Origin of the sequence: Algibacter sp. Ld11, from assembly GCF_045066735.1 — a bacterium.
GTDB lineage: Bacteria > Bacteroidota > Bacteroidia > Flavobacteriales > Flavobacteriaceae > Algibacter.
The window spans coordinates 262867-282244 of record NZ_JBISHH010000007.1; the positions used below are offsets into that span (position 1 = coordinate 262867).

The 19378-nt window shown below is 32.8% G+C and carries 22 protein-coding genes; 14 read left to right on the top strand and 8 right to left on the bottom strand.

Annotation, left to right across the window (positions count from 1 at the left end; all coding sequences use genetic code 11):
• Nucleotides 1–71: 71 nt before the first annotated feature.
• Nucleotides 72–1205, bottom strand: coding sequence for a histidine decarboxylase (locus ACJJV4_RS04235; protein ID WP_405292223.1), 1134 nt, complete (start codon nt 1203–1205; stop codon nt 72–74).
• A gap of 176 nt (nt 1206–1381) precedes the next feature.
• On the opposite strand from ACJJV4_RS04235, the gene ACJJV4_RS04240 reads away from it, so the two are divergent.
• The 4 genes from ACJJV4_RS04240 (at nt 1382) to ACJJV4_RS04255 (ending at nt 4244) form a co-directional block, all read left to right on the top strand.
• On the top strand, nt 1382–1834 hold the full coding sequence (locus ACJJV4_RS04240; protein WP_405292224.1) for an Lrp/AsnC family transcriptional regulator: 453 nt from the start codon (nt 1382–1384) through the stop codon (nt 1832–1834).
• Nucleotides 1835–1948: 114 nt separating this feature from the next.
• Nucleotides 1949–2599: a VOC family protein gene (locus tag ACJJV4_RS04245; protein ID WP_405292225.1), complete on the top strand. Its 651-nt coding sequence runs from the start codon at nt 1949–1951 to the stop codon at nt 2597–2599.
• Nucleotides 2600–2680: 81 nt separating this feature from the next.
• Nucleotides 2681–3439: a peroxide stress protein YaaA gene (yaaA, locus tag ACJJV4_RS04250; RefSeq protein WP_405292226.1), complete on the top strand. Its 759-nt coding sequence runs from the start codon at nt 2681–2683 to the stop codon at nt 3437–3439.
• Between the two features lie 202 nt (nt 3440–3641).
• The gene (locus ACJJV4_RS04255; RefSeq protein WP_405292227.1) at nt 3642–4244 is read left to right on the top strand and encodes a hypothetical protein; all 603 of its coding nucleotides are present in this window, start codon (nt 3642–3644) and stop codon (nt 4242–4244) included.
• A gap of 3 nt (nt 4245–4247) precedes the next feature.
• Here the strand turns inward: ACJJV4_RS04255 and ACJJV4_RS04260 are convergent, their stop codons facing one another.
• Nucleotides 4248–4382: a 30S ribosomal protein THX gene (locus tag ACJJV4_RS04260; protein WP_405292228.1), complete on the bottom strand. Its 135-nt coding sequence runs from the start codon at nt 4380–4382 to the stop codon at nt 4248–4250.
• A gap of 65 nt (nt 4383–4447) precedes the next feature.
• On the opposite strand from ACJJV4_RS04260, the gene ACJJV4_RS04265 reads away from it, so the two are divergent.
• Nucleotides 4448–5110: a uracil-DNA glycosylase family protein gene (locus ACJJV4_RS04265; protein ID WP_405292229.1), complete on the top strand. Its 663-nt coding sequence runs from the start codon at nt 4448–4450 to the stop codon at nt 5108–5110.
• Between the two features lie 22 nt (nt 5111–5132).
• Entirely contained in the window at nt 5133–5726 is a 594-nt protein-coding gene (locus tag ACJJV4_RS04270; RefSeq protein WP_405292230.1) for a pseudouridine synthase, read from the top strand.
• Nucleotides 5727–5820: 94 nt separating this feature from the next.
• Here the strand turns inward: ACJJV4_RS04270 and ACJJV4_RS04275 are convergent, their stop codons facing one another.
• The 4 genes from ACJJV4_RS04275 to htpG form a co-directional block, all read right to left on the bottom strand.
• Complete coding sequence (locus ACJJV4_RS04275) at nt 5821–6456, bottom strand: hypothetical protein (RefSeq protein ID WP_405292231.1); 636 nt, start codon at nt 6454–6456, stop codon at nt 5821–5823.
• 4 nt (nt 6457–6460) lie between these two features.
• Nucleotides 6461–6955: an RNA polymerase sigma factor gene (locus ACJJV4_RS04280; RefSeq protein WP_405292232.1), complete on the bottom strand. Its 495-nt coding sequence runs from the start codon at nt 6953–6955 to the stop codon at nt 6461–6463.
• A 216-nt stretch (nt 6956–7171) separates the two neighbouring features.
• Complete coding sequence (locus tag ACJJV4_RS04285; protein ID WP_405292233.1) at nt 7172–7639, bottom strand: FKBP-type peptidyl-prolyl cis-trans isomerase; 468 nt, start codon at nt 7637–7639, stop codon at nt 7172–7174.
• A 165-nt stretch (nt 7640–7804) separates the two neighbouring features.
• Nucleotides 7805–9721: a molecular chaperone HtpG gene (htpG, locus tag ACJJV4_RS04290; RefSeq protein WP_405292234.1), complete on the bottom strand. Its 1917-nt coding sequence runs from the start codon at nt 9719–9721 to the stop codon at nt 7805–7807.
• Nucleotides 9722–9942: 221 nt separating this feature from the next.
• Between htpG and ACJJV4_RS04295 the strand changes: the two genes are divergently transcribed.
• Together ACJJV4_RS04295 and ACJJV4_RS04300 are read left to right on the top strand one after the other, a co-directional pair.
• Nucleotides 9943–10947, top strand: a complete 1005-nt coding sequence (locus ACJJV4_RS04295; RefSeq protein WP_405292235.1) for a 3-oxoacyl-ACP synthase III family protein — start codon at nt 9943–9945, stop codon at nt 10945–10947.
• Nucleotides 10948–11603: 656 nt separating this feature from the next.
• Nucleotides 11604–11966, top strand: coding sequence for a CoA-binding protein (locus ACJJV4_RS04300; protein ID WP_405292236.1), 363 nt, complete (start codon nt 11604–11606; stop codon nt 11964–11966).
• Here ACJJV4_RS04300 and ACJJV4_RS04305 read toward each other — a convergent pair.
• Nucleotides 11963–13429, bottom strand: a complete 1467-nt coding sequence (locus ACJJV4_RS04305) for a sodium:solute symporter (RefSeq protein ID WP_405292237.1) — start codon at nt 13427–13429, stop codon at nt 11963–11965. The two genes, ACJJV4_RS04300 and ACJJV4_RS04305, sit on opposite strands and share 4 nt — an antisense overlap.
• A gap of 124 nt (nt 13430–13553) precedes the next feature.
• On the opposite strand from ACJJV4_RS04305, the gene recR reads away from it, so the two are divergent.
• From recR to ACJJV4_RS04320, 3 genes are all read left to right on the top strand, one after another.
• Entirely contained in the window at nt 13554–14171 is a 618-nt protein-coding gene (gene recR / locus ACJJV4_RS04310; protein WP_405292238.1) for a recombination mediator RecR, read from the top strand.
• 10 nt (nt 14172–14181) lie between these two features.
• A complete protein-coding gene (locus tag ACJJV4_RS04315; protein WP_405292239.1) occupies nt 14182–15273 on the top strand; it encodes a glycosyltransferase family 2 protein in 1092 nt (363 codons plus the stop codon).
• A gap of 87 nt (nt 15274–15360) precedes the next feature.
• Nucleotides 15361–16680: a dihydrolipoamide acetyltransferase family protein gene (locus ACJJV4_RS04320; RefSeq protein WP_405292240.1), complete on the top strand. Its 1320-nt coding sequence runs from the start codon at nt 15361–15363 to the stop codon at nt 16678–16680.
• Nucleotides 16681–16684: 4 nt separating this feature from the next.
• On the opposite strand, the gene ACJJV4_RS04325 is transcribed toward ACJJV4_RS04320, so the two are convergent.
• Nucleotides 16685–17335: a glutaredoxin family protein gene (locus ACJJV4_RS04325; RefSeq protein ID WP_405292241.1), complete on the bottom strand. Its 651-nt coding sequence runs from the start codon at nt 17333–17335 to the stop codon at nt 16685–16687.
• Between the two features lie 57 nt (nt 17336–17392).
• On the opposite strand from ACJJV4_RS04325, the gene ACJJV4_RS04330 reads away from it, so the two are divergent.
• From ACJJV4_RS04330 to ACJJV4_RS04340, 3 genes are all read left to right on the top strand, one after another.
• Nucleotides 17393–18166, top strand: a complete 774-nt coding sequence (locus tag ACJJV4_RS04330; protein WP_405292242.1) for an exonuclease domain-containing protein — start codon at nt 17393–17395, stop codon at nt 18164–18166.
• Nucleotides 18167–18422: 256 nt separating this feature from the next.
• The gene (locus ACJJV4_RS04335) at nt 18423–19034 is read left to right on the top strand and encodes a fumarylacetoacetate hydrolase family protein (protein WP_405292243.1); all 612 of its coding nucleotides are present in this window, start codon (nt 18423–18425) and stop codon (nt 19032–19034) included.
• Nucleotides 19035–19376 carry an Hpt domain-containing protein gene (locus ACJJV4_RS04340; RefSeq protein ID WP_405292244.1) on the top strand — a complete coding sequence of 114 codons (342 nt, stop codon included), beginning with the start codon at nt 19035–19037 and terminating at the stop codon, nt 19374–19376.
• Nucleotides 19377–19378: the final 2 nt, after the last annotated feature.

A 19378-nucleotide genomic window follows, 5' to 3' on the forward strand; every position in this document is an offset into this window, starting at 1 on the left:
TTTCAGTTAATTAACGGAAATAGGTTTTCTATATGTTTAGAAAGCCTATTAAACGAAGTTATCAATTTTTTTTAAAACACAGCAACTTCTTCTTTTGAGTTTTTTTCTAAAACAATATCTTCAATAAATTCGTCAATTTGATTTTTAGTTACGTTTGGCATACATATTATATGCGTGATATCATCATCGGTGGCCAGTTGCCATTTAGCTTTTATGGTATCTGATACTTTTGGAAAAGCGACAGTAATAGAACCTGGATTGGTCCAAGCTTTTAGACCTTGTTTTATAAGTTCATTTTTGCAGTATTCCGCGGTTTCTAAACTATGGTGATACCGTTTTGCTAAACCTTCAATCCCCATTTTTTTGATGGCGTACCATAAAAATAGTGGGCTATGGCCGTTTCTTGAACCTGTAATGGTTGTGTCTAGAGAGCCAATGTACGATATACCTCGAGCAATTCTATCGCGTAAAGAACGCTTAGTAATTATAACGCCAGAAGGAAAAGGAGAACCAATAAATTTGTGGCCACTTATAGAGATGCTATCTGCGCCATCCTTAAAGTCGAAAGGTATTCGGGGCTCTATAAAGGCTCCATAAGATCCCGATAATGCTGCATCGCAATGTATGTAATGATCTTGAATAGCTAATTTTTTTAATATTTTTTTTACTTTAGAAACATCATCTTTCGCTTCCGTCATCGTGGTGCCAAAAGTGGTTAGTATAATGGCTGGTTTATGGCGATTAAACTGCAAGGTATTTTCAAGATCGTCATAATCGATTTCTCCATTTTCTTGCGATCTAATGGTAATACTTGGTATATTTAATAAATGGATGTTTTTCTTTACGCTGTAGTGGGTAGATTCAGAAAAATACACCATCGCTTTAGGGTATAATTCTCTTGCAAGATATAAACCGTATAAGTTACTTTCCGATCCGCCGTTGGTAACATATCCCCAATGATTTTTAGGATCTGCTCTAAAAAGTTCTGCAAAAAACTCTACAACTTCACATTCCATCTCATGAGTTTGTACCTTATATGTGTTTTCTTCAAATGGATCACCTACATTATTAATTGGGTATTTTAAAAATTCGTTTAAAGGTGAATAGTCAAAATCTTTAGCTACTGGATATCCCAATACTTTTTCTCTGTCCTTAATAAGTTGTGTTAAAAGTGAATCTATTATATTGTCTGGATTTGTGCTCATTATTAGTGTTAAATATTAAAAAAAATGATTGGTTACGTTCTGTAAAATTATTATTTATAATTCGTTTTTATTATTAAATATAAAATATTAGATAATTAAACTTTAAAAACTTAAATAACAGTTTAAAATAACTATTTTAGAGGTTTTGAGTTTAACAAGTAGAAAAATAATCTAGTATGGATGATATTGATAGACGTATTTTGATGCAACTTCAAGAAAATGCAAAACAAAATACTAAGGAAATAGCGAGTAAAGTAGGCTTGAGTGTTACACCAACTTACGAAAGAATTAAAAAACTAGAGCAACAAGAGGTCGTGAAATCTTACGTCGCTTTGTTGGATAGAGAAAAAATAGGGAAGTCGCTTATTGCATTTTGCCAAGTTACTTTATCAAAACACCAAAAGTCCCTGGCCGATAATTTTAATAACGCCATGCTTATATTACCGGAAATTATGGAATGCCATCGGGTTTCTGGTAATTTCGATTATTTGCTAAAAGTTGTAGTTGAAGATATTACTGAGTTTCATGAATTTATAAACGAAAAATTATCAACTGTTGAAGGTATTTCTACAATACATAGTTCATTTTTATTGAACTCGGTAAAAGACAAAACCGCATACAATCTGTAAGTATAGTTTTTAATTATGATGTTTGTGTTTTTTAATAGTATTTTGTTATTTTGAGATAGATTTTATCATTTTTGTTTGCTGTGAAATAATAGAATACTCGATTATCTTTGAATTATGAAAATTCAGGAAATAACATTGTTTACCAATCAAATAAAAAAGCAAAAGCACTTTTATCAAAATGTTTTGGAGTTCGATTTAGTTTATAATTCTGAAAAAAAAATAACATTTAAAACAGGAAGTAGTCTTTTAAGTTTTCGATTTAAGAGCGATACAAAACCTGCTCATTTTGCTTTTAATATTCCTTTAAATAAAATAGAAGAGGCTTTAAGTTGGTTACAAAAGCGTGTTGCTATTTTGCCTGATCATGAAAATGAAATTTCCAATTTAAAAAGTTGGCATGCTAAAGCTATTTACTTTTATGATGCTGATAAAAATATTGTAGAATTTATATCTAGACAAGATTTAAGGATAGAATCTTCGGAGGTGTTTTCGTCAAAAAGTGTTATTTCAATAAGCGAAATTGCATTGGTTACAGCCAAAATTTCTAAGCTTTTTAAAACAATTTATACTTTAAAACCGATTGATATTTTTCATGGAAATTTTAATAGGTTTTGTGCATTAGGAAATCACGAGGGCTTGTTTATTTTATTAGATAAAACCGTTAAAACTTGGCATCCAACCTCAGAAGCGGCGCATACTGCAGATTTTATAATTAAAGGTGATTATAATTTTAACTTTATAGATGGCGAAGTCTCCTTGGTTTAAGAAAAACTTAAAGAAATATTGTAAATTAGATGCTTTAATAAATAATAAAAATATACCCGAAAAGGGTTCAAAAACATAGACATGAAATTAGTAATATCACCAGCAAAATCGTTGGATCTTGAAACAGCATTGCCAACGCAAAAACATACAGAAGGTCAGTTTTTAAAACAAGCCGACCGCCTAAATAAAGTGCTTAAAAAGAAATCGGCCAAAAGTTTATCTGAGCTTATGAGTATCTCTGCAAATCTTGGCCAATTAAATTATGAGCGCAACCAAGAATGGGAATTGCCTTTTACAGCAGAGAATGCGCGTCCGGCGGTGTATGCTTTTAATGGTGATGTATATCGTGGTTTGGACGCTTACAATCTACCCAAAGAAAAACTAGATAACATGCAAAATACAGTGCGTATACTTTCTGGATTGTACGGCGTTTTAAAACCGTTAGATTTGGTACAGCCTTATCGGTTAGAAATGGGGACGAAGTTACCTATTGGTACACATAAAAATCTGTACGAATTTTGGAAAAAAGATATTGTAAAAGCTTTAAATGAAGAGTTGGAAGACGATGAGTTATTTTTAAATTTGGCGAGTAATGAGTATTTTAAGGCGATAGATAAAAAAGCTTTAAAAGTACCTGTAATTACAGCTAATTTTAAAGAGTTTAAAAATGGTGCTTATAAAATTATTTCTTTTTATGCCAAAGAAGCGCGTGGGCTTATGGCGCGTTATGCTATAGATATCAACGCACAGACTATAGAAGATTTGAAAGGTTTTAATTATGGTGGTTATGGGTATAGTGAAGAGCTATCTAAAGGGAATGATTTAATTTTTACTAGATAAAAGCACATGGTTTTTTTGGGTATATTATCAAAAATAGAAACACTAAATTTGAATACTTAATTTTATGATAAAAATATAAATGTATTACTATCTCATTGTTGCTTTTCAAGTGTATTGTATATATCATATGTACAAAAAAGGGAATTCTTTTTATTGGGTGTTCCTTATCTTTTTTGTACCGGTAATTGACTGTGTTATCTATTTGCTTACACAAGTTTATAATAAGCGTGATGCCGAGAAAATAACGAGTGAAATAACACATATTATAAACCCAACTAAGAAAATTAAGGATTTAGAAAAACAATTGGAGTTTTCTGAATCTTACCAGAATAGGGTGAATTTAGCCGATGCTCATTTGGCCAATAAAGATTACAAAAGTGCTTTACCACTTTATTTAAGAGCATTACAAGATGGTTCTGAAAATGATTTTTATGTAAATAGTAAATTGGTAGAAACTTATTTTTTAGCTGAAAATTATAGTGAAACTGTTCTGCATGCAGAGAAGATTAAAGATAAGCTGGAATATAAGAAATCTAAAACCCAATTTATTTGTGGTTTAGCCCATGAAAAGCTGGGTGATTTCGAATTAGCCGAACATAATTTAAGACAAATAGATATTCGTTACTCTTTTTATGATGAACGCTTAATCTTAGCCGAATTCTTAATGAGTAGAAATAAAAAGGAAGATGCTAAAACTATTTTAGAAGATATTAAGAACGAATCGCAGCATATCACGAGAACCAACCAAAAATTGTATCGTGGCACAGTGGCTCAAGTAGAAAAACTGCTAGCACAACTTGATTAGAGATTATTTAATCTTAGGTTTATTGGTGACATCTATTTTAGTTTCGATAGATGGTTTCTTTTTAATACGTGGTCTGCGAGAGCCAAAAGTACCTCTGTTTATTTTTCCTCGTTTTGTTTTTTTATCTCCTTTTCCCATGTAAAATATATATTTAGTATTATTGAATTAATATACTCATTTTTAGCCTAAAAATCAAGTAAAACGTGTTTAAACACAAGCATCCATATCAACCTTTTATTCATAGTGATACTACAAAGTTGATAGTGGGCACATTACCACCACCAAGGTTTTCTACAGGAGAGCTTTTGGAGAAAGATGTAGATTTTTGTTATGGCAGTTATTATAATTCACTTTGGTTGTATCTCGATAAAATTTATAGTTTAGGTTTACGTTTCGATAATTCGGAAGCGGCTATTTTGGAAAGAAAGCAATTTTTAATTTCTCATAAAATTGGTGTTTGTGATATTGTAGATAGTTGTGAGCGGGATAAGGTTGATGCATCGGATTTAGGAATGGAAAACATAATTTTACGAGATGTTATTGGCTATTTAAAAGCATTCCCAAGTATTGGCACTTTGTTGTTTACTGGTGGAAATAGTAAAAATGGGCCTGAATATTTTTTTAGAAAACATATAAAATACTATAGTTTAAAGTTAGAATTAGTCTCTAATGAAGTTCCTAGAATCCATGAATTTGAAATGCCTGATGATAAAAATCGTATAATTAAAACGGTATCTTTAACGTCATCTTCGGGTTCTGCAAATCGTGCTATTGGGAGTATGCCTTTGTATAAGCAGTTAAAGCAACGTAATCCAGAATTTAATACGTTTGATTTTAGGGTGATGCAATACAAAGAGTTTTTTTAGAAACCACAAGTTGAAGTAAAGAATGATTGAAGATAATAGCGAACATAAGCACTATGCCATTTATAAACCTTATAAGTTTCTAAGTCAGTTTTACAGCAATTCTACACAGCAGAAGCGTAAACGGTTTTTAGGTGAGTTGGCTGATTTTCCTAAAGGAATTATGGCTATTGGACGTTTGGATGAAAAATCGGAAGGTTTATTGTTGTTAACTACCGATGGTAAAATGAGCGATTTTGTAAATAGCCAAAAAGTTGAAAAGGAATATTATGCCTTAGTAGATGGTGATATTACAGAAGCTGCTATTGATAAATTGCGTGCTGGTGTCGAAATTGGTTTTGATGGTAAAAAATATCAAACAAAACCTTGTAAGGCTTTTAAGTTGGAATCGAGTCCAAAAGTGCCGGATGCCCAGCAAAAAATTCGAGATGATAGGCATGGACCAACATCTTGGGTTTCTATTACTTTAAATGAAGGGAAATTTAGACAGGTTAGAAAAATGACTTCGGCCGTAGGGTTTCCTACGTTGCGATTGGTTCGTGTTCGGGTAGGTAACCTCAGTTTACATGATATGCAAATTGGTGAGGTTATTGAACATAGCACATTTGCATTGCGTTAGGGATTGCAGTGAAAAACCCACAGCAAGACCAATGAAAATTGGCCTTGCGAGGATTTGTAACGTAAAGCCCGACCCTTGGGTAACGCCCAAATATTTAGATTTCTAGTTTTTTAATTTCGTTGTAATTTTTATTTAATCGCTTTAATAACAGGCCATAAATAAGTTTGTAAAATAACCAAATAACGAGCATGAATAAACATGTAAATAGAAGTAGAACAGCGGTTACGAGAAGCATTTTTTTATTTCCAAAAGCTGCTAAATCGCTAGATATTTTAGGGTCGTTGTGTACGGCAAAGTAAAACCCTGCCATGATTGAGCCGCCTGCCATAATAAGGTTGTAAAGCACGTAGTATTTAATTATTTTACGTGTTTTTATAATGTTTTCCATAAGCTTTTTTGCACTATCGGTTATGGAAATGGATTTGTACGATTTGTATAGTAAAAAAATAAATAGCACGATCATGGCGTAACTAAAAATAGAAATAATCATGGGTATCACATCGTTCGAGAATATGGCTTCTAGTTTTGCATTATATTCGTCTGAGCAAAATAAAGGAATGGTGTTTATTATGATCCAAAACACGAGTTCGGCTATACTGATGTAAAAAAGCGTCTTTACAATGGAAGACGATTTTTTATGTAACATCGGGTAAATATCATTTACCGTTAGTTTTTTATGGTCAGGTTTGGTGGTGTTCCAATCCTTTTTTAAGATATCTAATTCATCCATAGGGTTACGGATTTAGTATGGTTTTAAGTTTGGTTTTAATTCTATTCATTTTCACTCTGGCATTGACCTCACTTATTCCTAATGTGGTACTTATTTCTCTATAATCTTTGTCTTCTAAATACAAGAAAACTAACGCTTTTTCAATGTCGTTTAATTGGTGCACGGCCTTGTATAGCACTTTTAATTGTTGTTCTTCGGTATCGTCGTAATCTTCGGCTTTTATTTTAAATGCTACACCTTCAAAATCTTGTGTGTTTATAGTACGTTTAGATTTTCGGTATATGGTAATAGCTGTGTTTAGCGCTACGCGATACATCCATGTGCTAAATTTTGCATCACCCCGAAATTTGGGGTATGCCTTCCATAACTGGATGGTTATTTCCTGAAATAGATCGTTATGAGCATCATAGTTATTGGTGTACAAACGACAAATTTTGTGCGCAATATTCTGATGCTTTTCGAGCAATTCTACAAAACTATGTTCTAGTTCTTTATTCAAAGTTGTGGGTTAGTTATTTTATAAGTAGTTTGAAATTTAAATTTGTTACAGAAAATTTAAAATATTTTTTATCAATTAATATTTTGTGAGTGTAATGTGTTGGTGGTTATAGTTTTGTTGCGATTTTTTGTTAGCCGAAATATAATGTTTTAAAATAAAAACGGCTGTCTAAAATATGTTTTAGACAGCCGTTAAGGTTTGTTTTATGTGTTTTGCTTAGTTTACCGAAATAAGGGTAACATCAAAAATTAATACAGAGCCTGCAGGAATACCGTTATAATTAAAACTTCCGTAACCTAGGTGGGAAGGTATTAATAGTATGCCGCTGCCACCTTCGTTAAAATAGGTGATGCCTTCTGTCCAACCAGGAATTACTTGGTTTAGGTTGAAAGAAATCCCGTCTTCATCGCTAGCATCGAAAACAGTTCCGTTTGTAAAATAGCCTTTGTAGGCTACAGTTACATTGTCTGATGATGTTGGTTGCACTCCTGTACCTTGATTGTCTATAACGTAGTAAAGACCAGAATCGGTTTTTTGTGCCGATAATTCGTTTTCTGCAATGTAAGCTAAAATTTCAGCATCATTTTCTTCAGTGTAATCTTTGAAGGTGTTATTGCTCGTGTCATCGTTTCCACAAGATGTAAAAAGAATTAATGCAAATGCAATTAAGAATGTGTTTTTCATTTTTCTGATTTTTTTTAGTAGCAAATATAACGAGAATTATATTGTGTTTGAAAACGAAGTTATGAGCTATTTTAATGCTGTATGCTAAAAATAAAAAGCCACTTTGCGAAAACAAAGTGGCTTTTAGTGTTGTTATGTTTCCGCGAAAGCGAAAAACAATATAGCTTACTTAATCATTTCGTAGCTACGTTTAATAAAGTTTGTTAATTCTTCACCTTTTAGTAAACCTTGAGAAAGGCGCGCTAAATCTAAACTTTGCGTAATTAAACGCTCTTGAGTTTCTTTTACTTCGGTTGCTAAAATGTCGCTAACTAAATCGGAATTTGTGTTAACAATAAGGTTATACATTTCTGGCATATTACCAAACATTTGCATTCCCCCGCCACCTGTAGCTTGCATTTCTTTCATTCTACGCATAAATTCTGGTTGCGTAATAGTGAATGGAGATTCACTGCTATCCATAGATTCTAATTGAACTGTGAATTTTTCTTGAGGAATAACTTCTTTTAATAAAGCATCTAATGTTTTTGTTTGATCTTCGTCTAATTTAGAAATAGTTGTTTCGTCTTTCTTAATTAAATTATTGATATGATCTCCATCTACACGCGCAAATGTAATGTTCTCTTTGCTGCTTTCTAATTTTTGTATTAAGTGAGATACAATTGGCGAATCTAACAATAGAACTTCGTAACCTTTTGCTTTTGCCGATTCGATATAGCTGTGTTGCGCATCTTTATTAGAAGCATAAAGCACTACTAATTTACCGTCTTTATCAGTTTGATTCGCTTTAATTTTATTGAATAATTCTTCGTAAGTATAGTGAACACCATCTACAGTTGGGTATAATGCAAAGGCATCTGCTTTTTCAAAGAATTTATCTTCAGAAAGCATGCCGTATTCAATAACAATTTTAATATCTGCCCATTTTGCTTCAAAATCTTCACGATTTGAGTTAAAAAGTGATTTTAATTTATCGGCTACTTTTCTAGTGATATAAGACGAGATTTTCTTTACTGCACCATCGGCTTGTAAGTAAGAACGTGATACGTTTAATGGAATATCTGGAGAATCAATAACACCGCGTAGCATAGTTAAAAATTCTGGTACAATACCTTCTACATTATCAGTAACGTAAACTTGGTTTTGATACAATTGAATTTTATCCTTCTGCATTTGCATGCTATCGCTCGACATTTTCGGGAAGTATAAAATTCCTGTTAAGTTGAACGGATAATCTACATTTAAGTGAATGTTGAATAATGGATCTTCAAATTGAGATGGGTATAACTCACTGTAGAAACTTTTGTAATCCTCTTCTTCTAAATCAGCTGGTTGTTTTGTCCAGGCTGGAGTAGGGTTATTTATAATGTTATCAACTGTAATTTTTTTGTGAGGTTCGGTAGTTTCTTTACCGTCTTCATCTTTAGTTGTTGCTGGAGTAAACTCCGGATCGTTTATTTCTTTAGTTCCAAATTTAATTGGCACAGGCATAAACTTGTTATACTTAGATAGTAATTCGCTTATTCTGTTTTCTTCTAAAAATTCAGTTGAATCTTCAGCAATATGAAGAATAATTTCTGTTCCACGCTCTGTTTTGTCCGATGCTTCAAGAGTAAACTCAGGAGAACCATCACAAGTCCAATGTGCGGCAGGATCTTCTTCTCTGTGAGATTTTGTGATAATTTCAACCTTTTCGGCTACCATAAAAGCAGAGTAAAACCCTAAACCAAAATGACCGATAATTCCAGAATCTTTAGCAGAATCTTTATATTTATCTAAAAACTCTTCAGCTCCAGAAAAAGCCACTTGGTTAATGTATTTTTCAACCTCCTCGGCACTCATACCTAAACCTTGATCGATAATATGAAGTTTTTTGCCTTCTTTATCAATTTTAACCTCAATTTTAGGGTTCCCGTATTCTGCCTTAGATTCGCCAATACTTGTTAAGTGTTTTAATTTTAAAGTGGCGTCGGTACCGTTACTAATAAGCTCACGTAAAAATATTTCGTGATCGCTATATAAGAATTTTTTAATAAGCGGAAAGATATTCTCTACCGATACATTAATGCTTCCTTTTGTCATGATATATTAAGTTTTATAATTGTAAATGTTATGTGTAGCTATTAGTCAACAAAAATGCCAATTGAAAGAATATGACAAAGTGACACGCTTTATTTGGAAATTCATAATTCGTAATTTTAAAGTGTCAAAACAGTCTCCTTTTAAATTATTGAAAAAAATAAATTGGAAATTTGAGGAATTAACAGACTTATTGTACTTTGCCTTTCTAATCTGCCAATAACATGTACAATTCAAAAATAATAGGTTTAGGGAAGTACCTGCCTGAAAATGTGGTGACAAACGACGATTTGTCAAAAATAATGGATACCAATGATGCTTGGATTCAGGAACGAACAGGTATCCAAGAACGTCGATGGATAAAGGAAGGAACCGAAGATACCTCGGCAGTTATGGGGGCTAAAGCAGCAAAAATTGCTATAGAGCGTTCTGGTCTCACTAAAGACGATATCGATTTTATAGTATTCGCTACACTAAGTCCCGATTTTTATTTTCCGGGTTGTGGTGTACAAATACAAGATATGCTAGACATGCCAACCATTGGCGCACTCGATGTGCGTAATCAATGCTCAGGCTTTGTTTATGCTATTTCTGTAGCCGATCAATTTATAAAAACAGGTATGTATAAAAACATACTAGTTATTGGTGCCGAATATCATAGTAATGGACTCGATAAAACAACGCGAGGTCGTGGAGTAAGTGTAATTTTTGGAGATGGAGCAGGAGCCTGCGTATTATCTCGTGAGGAAGATAATAATAAAGGTATTCTATCTACACATCTGCACAGTCAAGGTAAATATGCCGATAAACTTATTGTAGAGTCCCCAAGTATAGCGCATTGGGTTCCGGAGCTAAAAGAAGCCGGAAACGATGATACCTCGTATTTTCCATACATGGACGGTCAATTCGTTTTCAAAAATGCAGTAGTGCGTTTCAGTGAGGTTATTATGGAAGGTTTGGCTAAAAATAATATGCAGAAAGAAGATATTGATATGTTAATTCCGCATCAAGCCAATTTACGTATTGCACAATTTATTCAGAAAAAATTTGGTTTAAGTGACGATCGAGTCTTTAATAATATTCAAAAATACGGTAATACAACAGCTGCGTCTGTAATAATTGCTCTAACCGAGGCTTGGGAAGAAGAAAAAATAAAAGAAGGCGATAACATTGTTTTAGCTGCTTTTGGTAGTGGTTTTACATGGGCAAGTGCCATAATAAAATGGTAAAGGCTTCTGGTTTAAAAATTTGGGCGTTACCCTTCGGGGCAGGCTTTCCATTGCAAGTCCTCGCACCTCCTTTGTCGGGCTGTGGGCTTTTCATTTCAATCCTTAACGCGTAGTCTGCTAGATTAAGTGTCAACCCGAAAAATAAGTATACTCGGGTTAGTTATCTATTTAAAAAAAACGAAAACCCCAAAACATAAAGTTTTGGGGTTTTCTAGCTATTAATCAACTTCCACTAACACATAAGTGAAGAATCTTAATTGCTTAGACGTAAAAAAGTCGATAATATTGCACGAGGTATTAAAATTTAACAAACTTTAACGTATTGATTATAAGTGACTAAAGCTCGAGCATAAACCCGAGCTTTTCTTTGTAAAACAACCAAATTGTTACGATTTTTGTAATGTGAAGACGACTAACTCTAAATAATTCTATTTCGTATTTGGTTGTCTATCTGTAATATAACGAATTTGAAGAAGTTTTATTTTACATATTTATGTTTTTTTTCAAAGAAAACAGTACTTTTTTGTTTGGATGAATTATTTTTTGTTTTCTTTTTAATAGGAGGGCTTAATTAATTGCAAACAATAAGGTGTGTTTTTTAAGAAAGGAAGTTCTAAAAATAACGTCTAAAGTGTATTACAATAAAACAAAAAAAAATGAGTAAAAAAACATTATTAGTAGGCGCATCTTTAAAGCCAACACGTTATTCCAATATGGCAATTAATAAATTGGTAGCCCATAAAAACGAAGTTGTAGCTATTGGGTTAAGAACAGGTGTTGTTGCAGGTATAACTATAGATACTGAATTAATGCCGTATGAGTTTATAGATACCGTGACGTTATATTTAAACCCAAGTAGGCAAGAAGCCTATTTCGATTATATTCTCGGTTTAAACCCAAAGCGCGTTATTTTTAACCCAGGAACAGAAAACCCAAAGTTTTACGAGCTTCTAAATCAAAACAATATTAATGTAGAAGTTGCTTGTACTTTAGTACTCTTATCTACAAAACAATATTAAATAGTATGCTTTTTAGAAATAAGGAATAACCCAATAAAAGTTAATAAGCCGTTTATTATCAAAAGCTCGTAACCAATAACATAACCTCCAATATTTTCGGCAGGAATATTTCCTATAATAAAAGATAGAGCCAAAGCAACTAAAGCAACTATCCAGACCAGTTTATCTTGAATAGTACGTTTAGTAAAAATCCCGAAAGCAAATAAACCTAAAAGTGGTCCGTATGTATATCCAGCAACTTTCAGTAAGTTATCTATTACGTTGCTGTCTAGTACGTATTTAAAAATTACTATCACTATTATAAGCAAAACGCTCATTAATATATGTATTCGTTTTCTTAGTTTTTTTTGGGTGTGTACTTCTCGTTTTTCAATACCTAAAAAATCAACGCAAAAAGATGTTGTTAACGAGGTTAATGCAGAATCGGCACTGCTGTAAGCTGCTGCAATTAAACCAAGCAAAAAGAAAATAGCTAGGCTTATACTTAACCCACCATTAAGTGCTATTTCAGGAAAAAGTAAATCCGTTTTTAATTTACCATCTAGCATAGGTGTAGCAATGTTATGTTTTTCGGCATAAATGAATAATAGTGCGCCAAGTAAAAGGAAAACAAAATTTACTACAATTAGTACTGAAGCAAAAGAGAGCATGTTTTTTTGAGCGTCTTTAAGGGTTTTACAACTCAGGTTTTTTTGCATCATATCTTGGTCTAAACCAGTCATACAAATGGCAATAAACATACCTCCTAAAAATGATTTTATAAAATGATTTTTAGCTAAAATAGAGTCGGTAATCATAATTTTATTGTACTTCGTTAATTCTTCCGAAGCCAAAAAATCTGTAAAACTCCAATTTAACTCGTCGGTAATTAAATAAACAGCCACAACTAAGGCCGTAAGCATAAAGAGTGTTTGTAAAGTATCTGTCCAAATAATGGTTTTTATACCACCTTTAAAAGTGTAAAGCCAAATGAGTAAAATGGAAATACTTACTGTTACTACAAACGGAATACCGTAAGCATCAAAAACAAATTTTTGTAAAACAATGGCAATTAAATATAATCGAAAAGCAGCTCCTAAAACTCGAGAAATAAAGAAGAAAAAAGCTCCTGTTTTATAACTCACTGTGCCAAACCGACTTTCTAAATATTGATAAATAGAAGTTACGTTGAGTTTGTAATATATCGGCATAAGTACAAATGCAATAACCAAATAACCAACTAGGTAGCCAAAAACAACTTGCATATAGCTAAATTGAGAACCAGCAACCCAGCCAGGAACCGAAATAAAAGTTACCCCAGAGAGGGATGCGCCAATCATTCCGAATGCTACTAAGTACCATGGAGCCGATTTGTTAGCCTTAAAAAAAGCCTCATTACTATCTTCTTTTCCTGTAAAATAAGATATTAAAATTAATACACCAAAGTAAGCGGCGATTAGTAAAAGTATTTGCGTAGCTGTCATTAAAAATTAAATTTCAAGTTTCAAAATACGAATATTAAACATCAAAAAACAAGTGTAAAAGATCTTATTTAAAAGTGTCTAGGAAAATTAGCGAAATTCCATGCTAAATAGTAAATTCGCAGCCATGGAATTTTCTTCAAAATTATTAGAACGTGCTGTAAATGAGATGTCTCAGTTGCCTGGTATTGGTAAGCGTACAGCGTTGCGTTTGGTTTTACATATGTTAAGGCAGCCTAAAGAACAAACTATTGGTTTAGCAGAGGCTTTAAAAACAATGCGAAATGATATAAAATTTTGTAAATCCTGCAATAATATTAGCGACGTAGCGTTGTGTGAGATATGTTCTAATCCTGGACGTAACGAATCTATCATTTGTGTGGTTGAAGATGTAAGAGATGTTATGGCTATTGAAAACACAAGTTCATATAAAGGTTTGTATCATGTATTGGGTGGGAAAATTTCTCCAATGGATGGTATTGGTCCGCACGATTTAAATATAGAATCTTTGGTTAATAAGGTTAAAGAAGGAAAAGCTAAAGAACTAATTTTTGCGCTAAGCTCAACCATGGAAGGTGACACTACAAATTTTTATATTTATAAACAAATTCAGGATTACGATGTAATTACATCTACTATTGCAAGGGGGATTTCGGTTGGTGATGAATTAGAATATGCCGATGAAATTACGCTTGGACGTAGTATTGTAAATAGAATACCATTTGAATCATCTTTAAAACTGTAAAACTTATTATTTGAAGCTCTCAATAGTTATTTTAAATTATAATGTACGGTACTTTTTAGAGTTAGCTCTAAAAAGCGTGGAAGCAGCAATTTGTGATATTGATGCAGAAATTATTGTAGTGGATAATAACTCTAGTGATAATAGTTGCCAAATGGTGAGAGCTTTATTTCCCAAAGTTAAACTTATTGAGAATAAGGATAATTTTGGTTTCTCAAAAGGAAATAATATAGGAGTAGCTATAGCAAAGGGTGAATATATATGTATTTTAAATCCAGATACGGTTGTTGCAGAAGATACGTTTACAAAACTTTTAGCGTTTTCAGAAACTAAACCTGAACTTGGTATTGTTGGTTGTAGGTTAGTCAATGGAAATGGTAAGTTTTTACCAGAAAGTAAACGGAACATCCCAACGGTAAAGGTTTCTTTAAAAAAAATACTAGGAAGCTCTCGTGAGTATTATGCTAATCATTTATCTCAAGAGGATCAAGGAGCGGTAAATATATTGGTAGGCGCTTTTATGTTAATTAAAAAAAGTGTTTATAATGCAGTTGGAGGGTTTGATGAGGATTACTTTATGTATGGAGAGGACATCGATTTATCATACAAAGTGCTAAAGGCTAATTATAAAAATTACTACTATGGCGAAACAACCGTTATTCACTTTAAAGGTGAAAGTACTTTAAAGGATAGTAATTATGCACGCCGATTCTTCGGAGCGATGCAAATTTTTTACGAAAAGCACTTTAAACAAAATTTAGTGTTCGATTTGGCCGTTTGGTTTGGGATTAAATTGGCTTTTATTTTTAGAAGAAGAAGGAGTAAGGTGTATAAAAATGTCACAGAATATGTTTTTATCTCAAAAGAAATAAATAAAGCTTTGGAAGCAAATTTACCTTCAAAATTAAGGTTGGATTCTCAATTAACTTCGGTAAAAGTTAATGCTGAGGTTATTTTCGACGCCAACAGCATGAGCTATAAAGATATTATTGCGAGTATTACAAACACTGATAAAGAGTTAACTTATAAAATATTACCAAACAAGTCTAATTTTATTTTAGGGAGTAATGATGGATTTAGTCAAGGAAAAGTTATAATTTTATAATAGTTTTATGAGGTTTGTTTAAGGAAATCGCTGATTTTTCATTAATTTTGCACTCTAAATTTAAAAAACAAGTATTTTATTATTAATATGGCAAAGTTTGAACTAAAGTTACCTAAAATGGGAGAAAGCGTTGCTGAGGCAACAATTACCTCTTGGTTAAAAGAAGTTGGAGATACTATCGAATTAGATGAAGCGGTTCTTGAGATTGCTACCGATAAAGTGGATAGCGAAGTCCCGAGTGAATTTGACGGTGTTTTAGTAGAAAAATTTTTCAATGTTGATGATGTTGTGCAGGTTGGCGAAGTTTTAGCTATAATTGAAACTGACGGTGATGTTGAAACGGTAAATGAAACAGCTATTACAGAAGTAGAAGAGATAGATTTAGAAGCGGCAGAACAAATTGAGCAAACCATAAGTATAGCTAAAGATACTGTGGCTCCAATAGTTTCGAACGAAACACGTTTTTATTCCCCGTTAGTAAAGAATATTGCTAAAGCAGAAGGGATATCACAACAGGATTTAGACGCTATTGTTGGTACAGGTAAAGATAATCGAGTAACAAAAACAGATATATTAAGTTATCTTGATAATAAAGTAGCGAATCCTGTTGCAAATAATACCCAAGCAAATACTCCTGTAGCTGCAAAAACTGAAGCAGTAAAACCAATAGAAGCTACCAAACCAGTAATTTCTAGAGGAGAGGATGAGATTATAGAAATGTCTAGAATGGGCAAGTTAGTTGCGCATCATATGCAAGAGTCTATTCAAACTTCAGCACATGTACAAAGTTTTATAGAAACCGATGTTACTAATGTGTGGAATTGGAGAAAGAAAGTTAAAGATGGGTTTATGAAGCGTGAAGGTGAAAACTTAACGTTTACACCTATTTTTATGGAAGCTATCGCGAAAGCTCTTCGTGATTACCCAATGATGAATATTTCGTTACAAGGTGATACGATTATAAAAAAGAAAAACATAAACCTTGGTATGGCAGCTGCTTTACCAGATGGGAATTTAATTGTACCTGTTATTAAAAATGCCGATCAGCTTAATTTAGTTGGTATGACAAAGCAGGTGAACGATTTAGCAAATAGAGCACGATTAAATAAGCTTAAACCAGATGACATTCAGGGAGGCACATACACAGTAACTAATGTGGGGACCTTTGGTAGTATTATGGGGACTCCTATAATTAACCAACCACAAGTAGGTATTTTAGCTTTAGGCGCCATTAGAAAAGTGCCTGCGGTTATTGAAACTCCTGAAGGTGATTTTATTGGTATTCGTTATAAAATGTTTTTATCTCACTCCTACGATCATCGTGTTGTTAATGGCGCTTTGGGAGGTATGTTTGTAAAAGCTGTTAGCGATTACTTAGAAGCTTGGGATATAAATAGAGAAATATAAGTGTCTACTTATTATAGTTGTTTATAGTATCTATAAGCGCGGTTTTTGTAGTTATATTGGTGTAAATAGACTCCTTTATTTTAAGTATAAAAACCGCGTTATTAATATTGTAATCTGCTTGGCCTACTTTTTTTAAGAGTTTTTCTAGTTTTTGCTGATCTTCTGTAATGTTTTTAGTTTTAAATGCTATTTGGTAAGCGTTAAATAAACTTTTGGCTTCGTTACATAACTCGCAATTTTCAGATTCAAAAATAGTGATGTCTTCGTTTTTTAAAGCCTCGTCTATATTGATTTGGATATCATCAAAATCTTTACGGAAATTTAAGCTTTGGCTAATTTTATTTACAATAAACTGCTCTTTATAGTCACCTGGCTTATCGCTAAGTTTTATAAGGGTAATTAAGTGGCGCTCGCTGTTGGCAGGAATAACCTGTAGTACAGGCCTGTTACTGCTTCTTCTGTAGTCTTGGGTTTCTATCCGTAAAAAAACGGAATAGCTTACAGAGTCGTTGTTTTTAGCAAAAAACTCTAAGCGCTTACCGTTTTGTTTTTTAACAAGTTCTACGTTTTCATGCGTTGTTTGTTGAGCAAAACTGAATAAAGAAATAAAAAGGAATAGAAGAAAAGAATATGCTGTTTTGTGATTTGAATTCATAGTACCAACAAATTTAAACAAATTTAAAAAGTATATTTGTAAAAACATTTAAATAAAATGAAGTTAAACCTTACAAAACCCATTTGTTTTTTCGATTTAGAAACTACAGGCATCAATATATCTAAAGACCGCGTGGTCGAAATTTCTATTCTTAAAGTATATCCTAACGGAAATAAAGAAAGCAGAACTTGGTTAGTGAATCCAGAAATGACCATACCACAGGAGGTTATCGAAATTCATGGTATTAGTAATGAAAAAGTTGCTAATGAACCTACATTTAAAGAGTTGGCAAAAGACATATATAATATGATTAAGGATTCTGATCTTGGAGGTTTTAACTCCAATAGATTTGACATTCCTTTATTAGCTGAAGAATTGTTGCGTGCAGATATTGATTTTGATATGAAAAGCAGCTTGGCTGTAGATGTGCAAACTATTTTTCATAAAATGGAACAACGTACCTTAAGTGCTGCTTACAAATTTTATTGTAATGAAGATTTGGAAGGTGCACATAGTGCTGAGGCAGATACAAATGCTACGTATGAAATTTTAAAAGCACAGTTAGATCGATATGATGAGTTAGAAAATAGCACCAAGTTTTTAGCAGAATTTAGCTCTAGAAATAAATTTGCGGATTTCGCAGGTTTTATAAATTATAATAAGGACGGTGTAGAGTGTTTTTCTTTCGGAAAGCATAAAGGCAAATTAGTAACCGATGTTTTAGAGCAAGAGCCAGGTTACTTTGGTTGGTTATTAAATGCAGATTTTCCGTTGTACACTAAAAAAGTACTTACCGGAATTAAGTTGCGTAGTTTGAATACAAAGCTTTAAAAGGGATAAAGTATATGGTATTTAGTACCTAAAAGAGATAATAGAAGTTTTAAGCATAGTTTAATAATGTATTACAATAAAACTGAAAATTATTTTGCTTAATCAAACTCACTGAGTACCGCTACTGAAAACCATTTTACTGGATATTGCGTTAGGGATTGCAGAGAAAAGCCCACAGCCCGACGAAGGAGGTGCGAGGACTTGTAACGTAAAGCCCGACCCGCTAGGGTAACGCCTAAATAAAAATTTATTAAATATGAAACTTATTTGTATTGGTCGTAATTATACCGAGCACATTGAGGAGTTAAATAACGAAAAACCGGAGGAACCGGTGGTGTTTTTAAAGCCTGATACTGCTATTTTATTAAAAAAACAGCCGTTTTTTATTCCAGATTTTTCTGATGATGTGCATTATGAGGTGGAAGTCTTGGTTAAAATTAATCGTGTTGGCAAACATATTGATAGAAAATTTGCGCATAAATACTATGAAGAAATTGGTTTAGGTATAGATTTTACGGCAAGGGATTTACAGGCAAAGTTAAAATCTAAAGGCTTGCCCTGGGAGAAAGCAAAAAGCTTTGATGGTGCTGCTGTAGTTGGTGATTGGATGCCGGTTGGAGACATAGAAAATGTAGACGATATAAATTTTTCTTTAAAAAAGAACGATTTTATTGTACAAAATGGAAATACTAGCCACATGTTATGGAAAATTGATGAATTAATAGAATATGTTTCCAAATATTTTACTTTAAAGATAGGAGATATTATATTTACGGGAACTCCATCTGGTGTAGGAAAAGTAATTGCAAACGATAAATTAAAAGGATTTATAGAAAATAAAGAACTATTTTCAATAACAGTAAAATAAATGGAACAAAACTACAAGTTATTTAGAGTAAGAGAGTTAGCAGATAATGATGAAACCTTTATCGCAGCGCTTGCGGAAGCATTTTTGGAAGAAGTACCAGAAGATGCAGAACGTTTAAAGAAGGCGGTTGCTGAAAAAGATTATCATGAGGCTTATCAGGCCGCTCACAAGATGAAACCAACAATCGATTTATTTGAATTAGGAGTACTAGATACCTTAATTGAAGTTCAAGATTGGGGGAAATTCACAAAGAAAGAATTGGATGTTACTGAGCAATTAGCTGTTGTTATTAATGCCGTAGATAATGCCGTAGCTGAAATTAAGGAAGACTTTAATTTATAGAA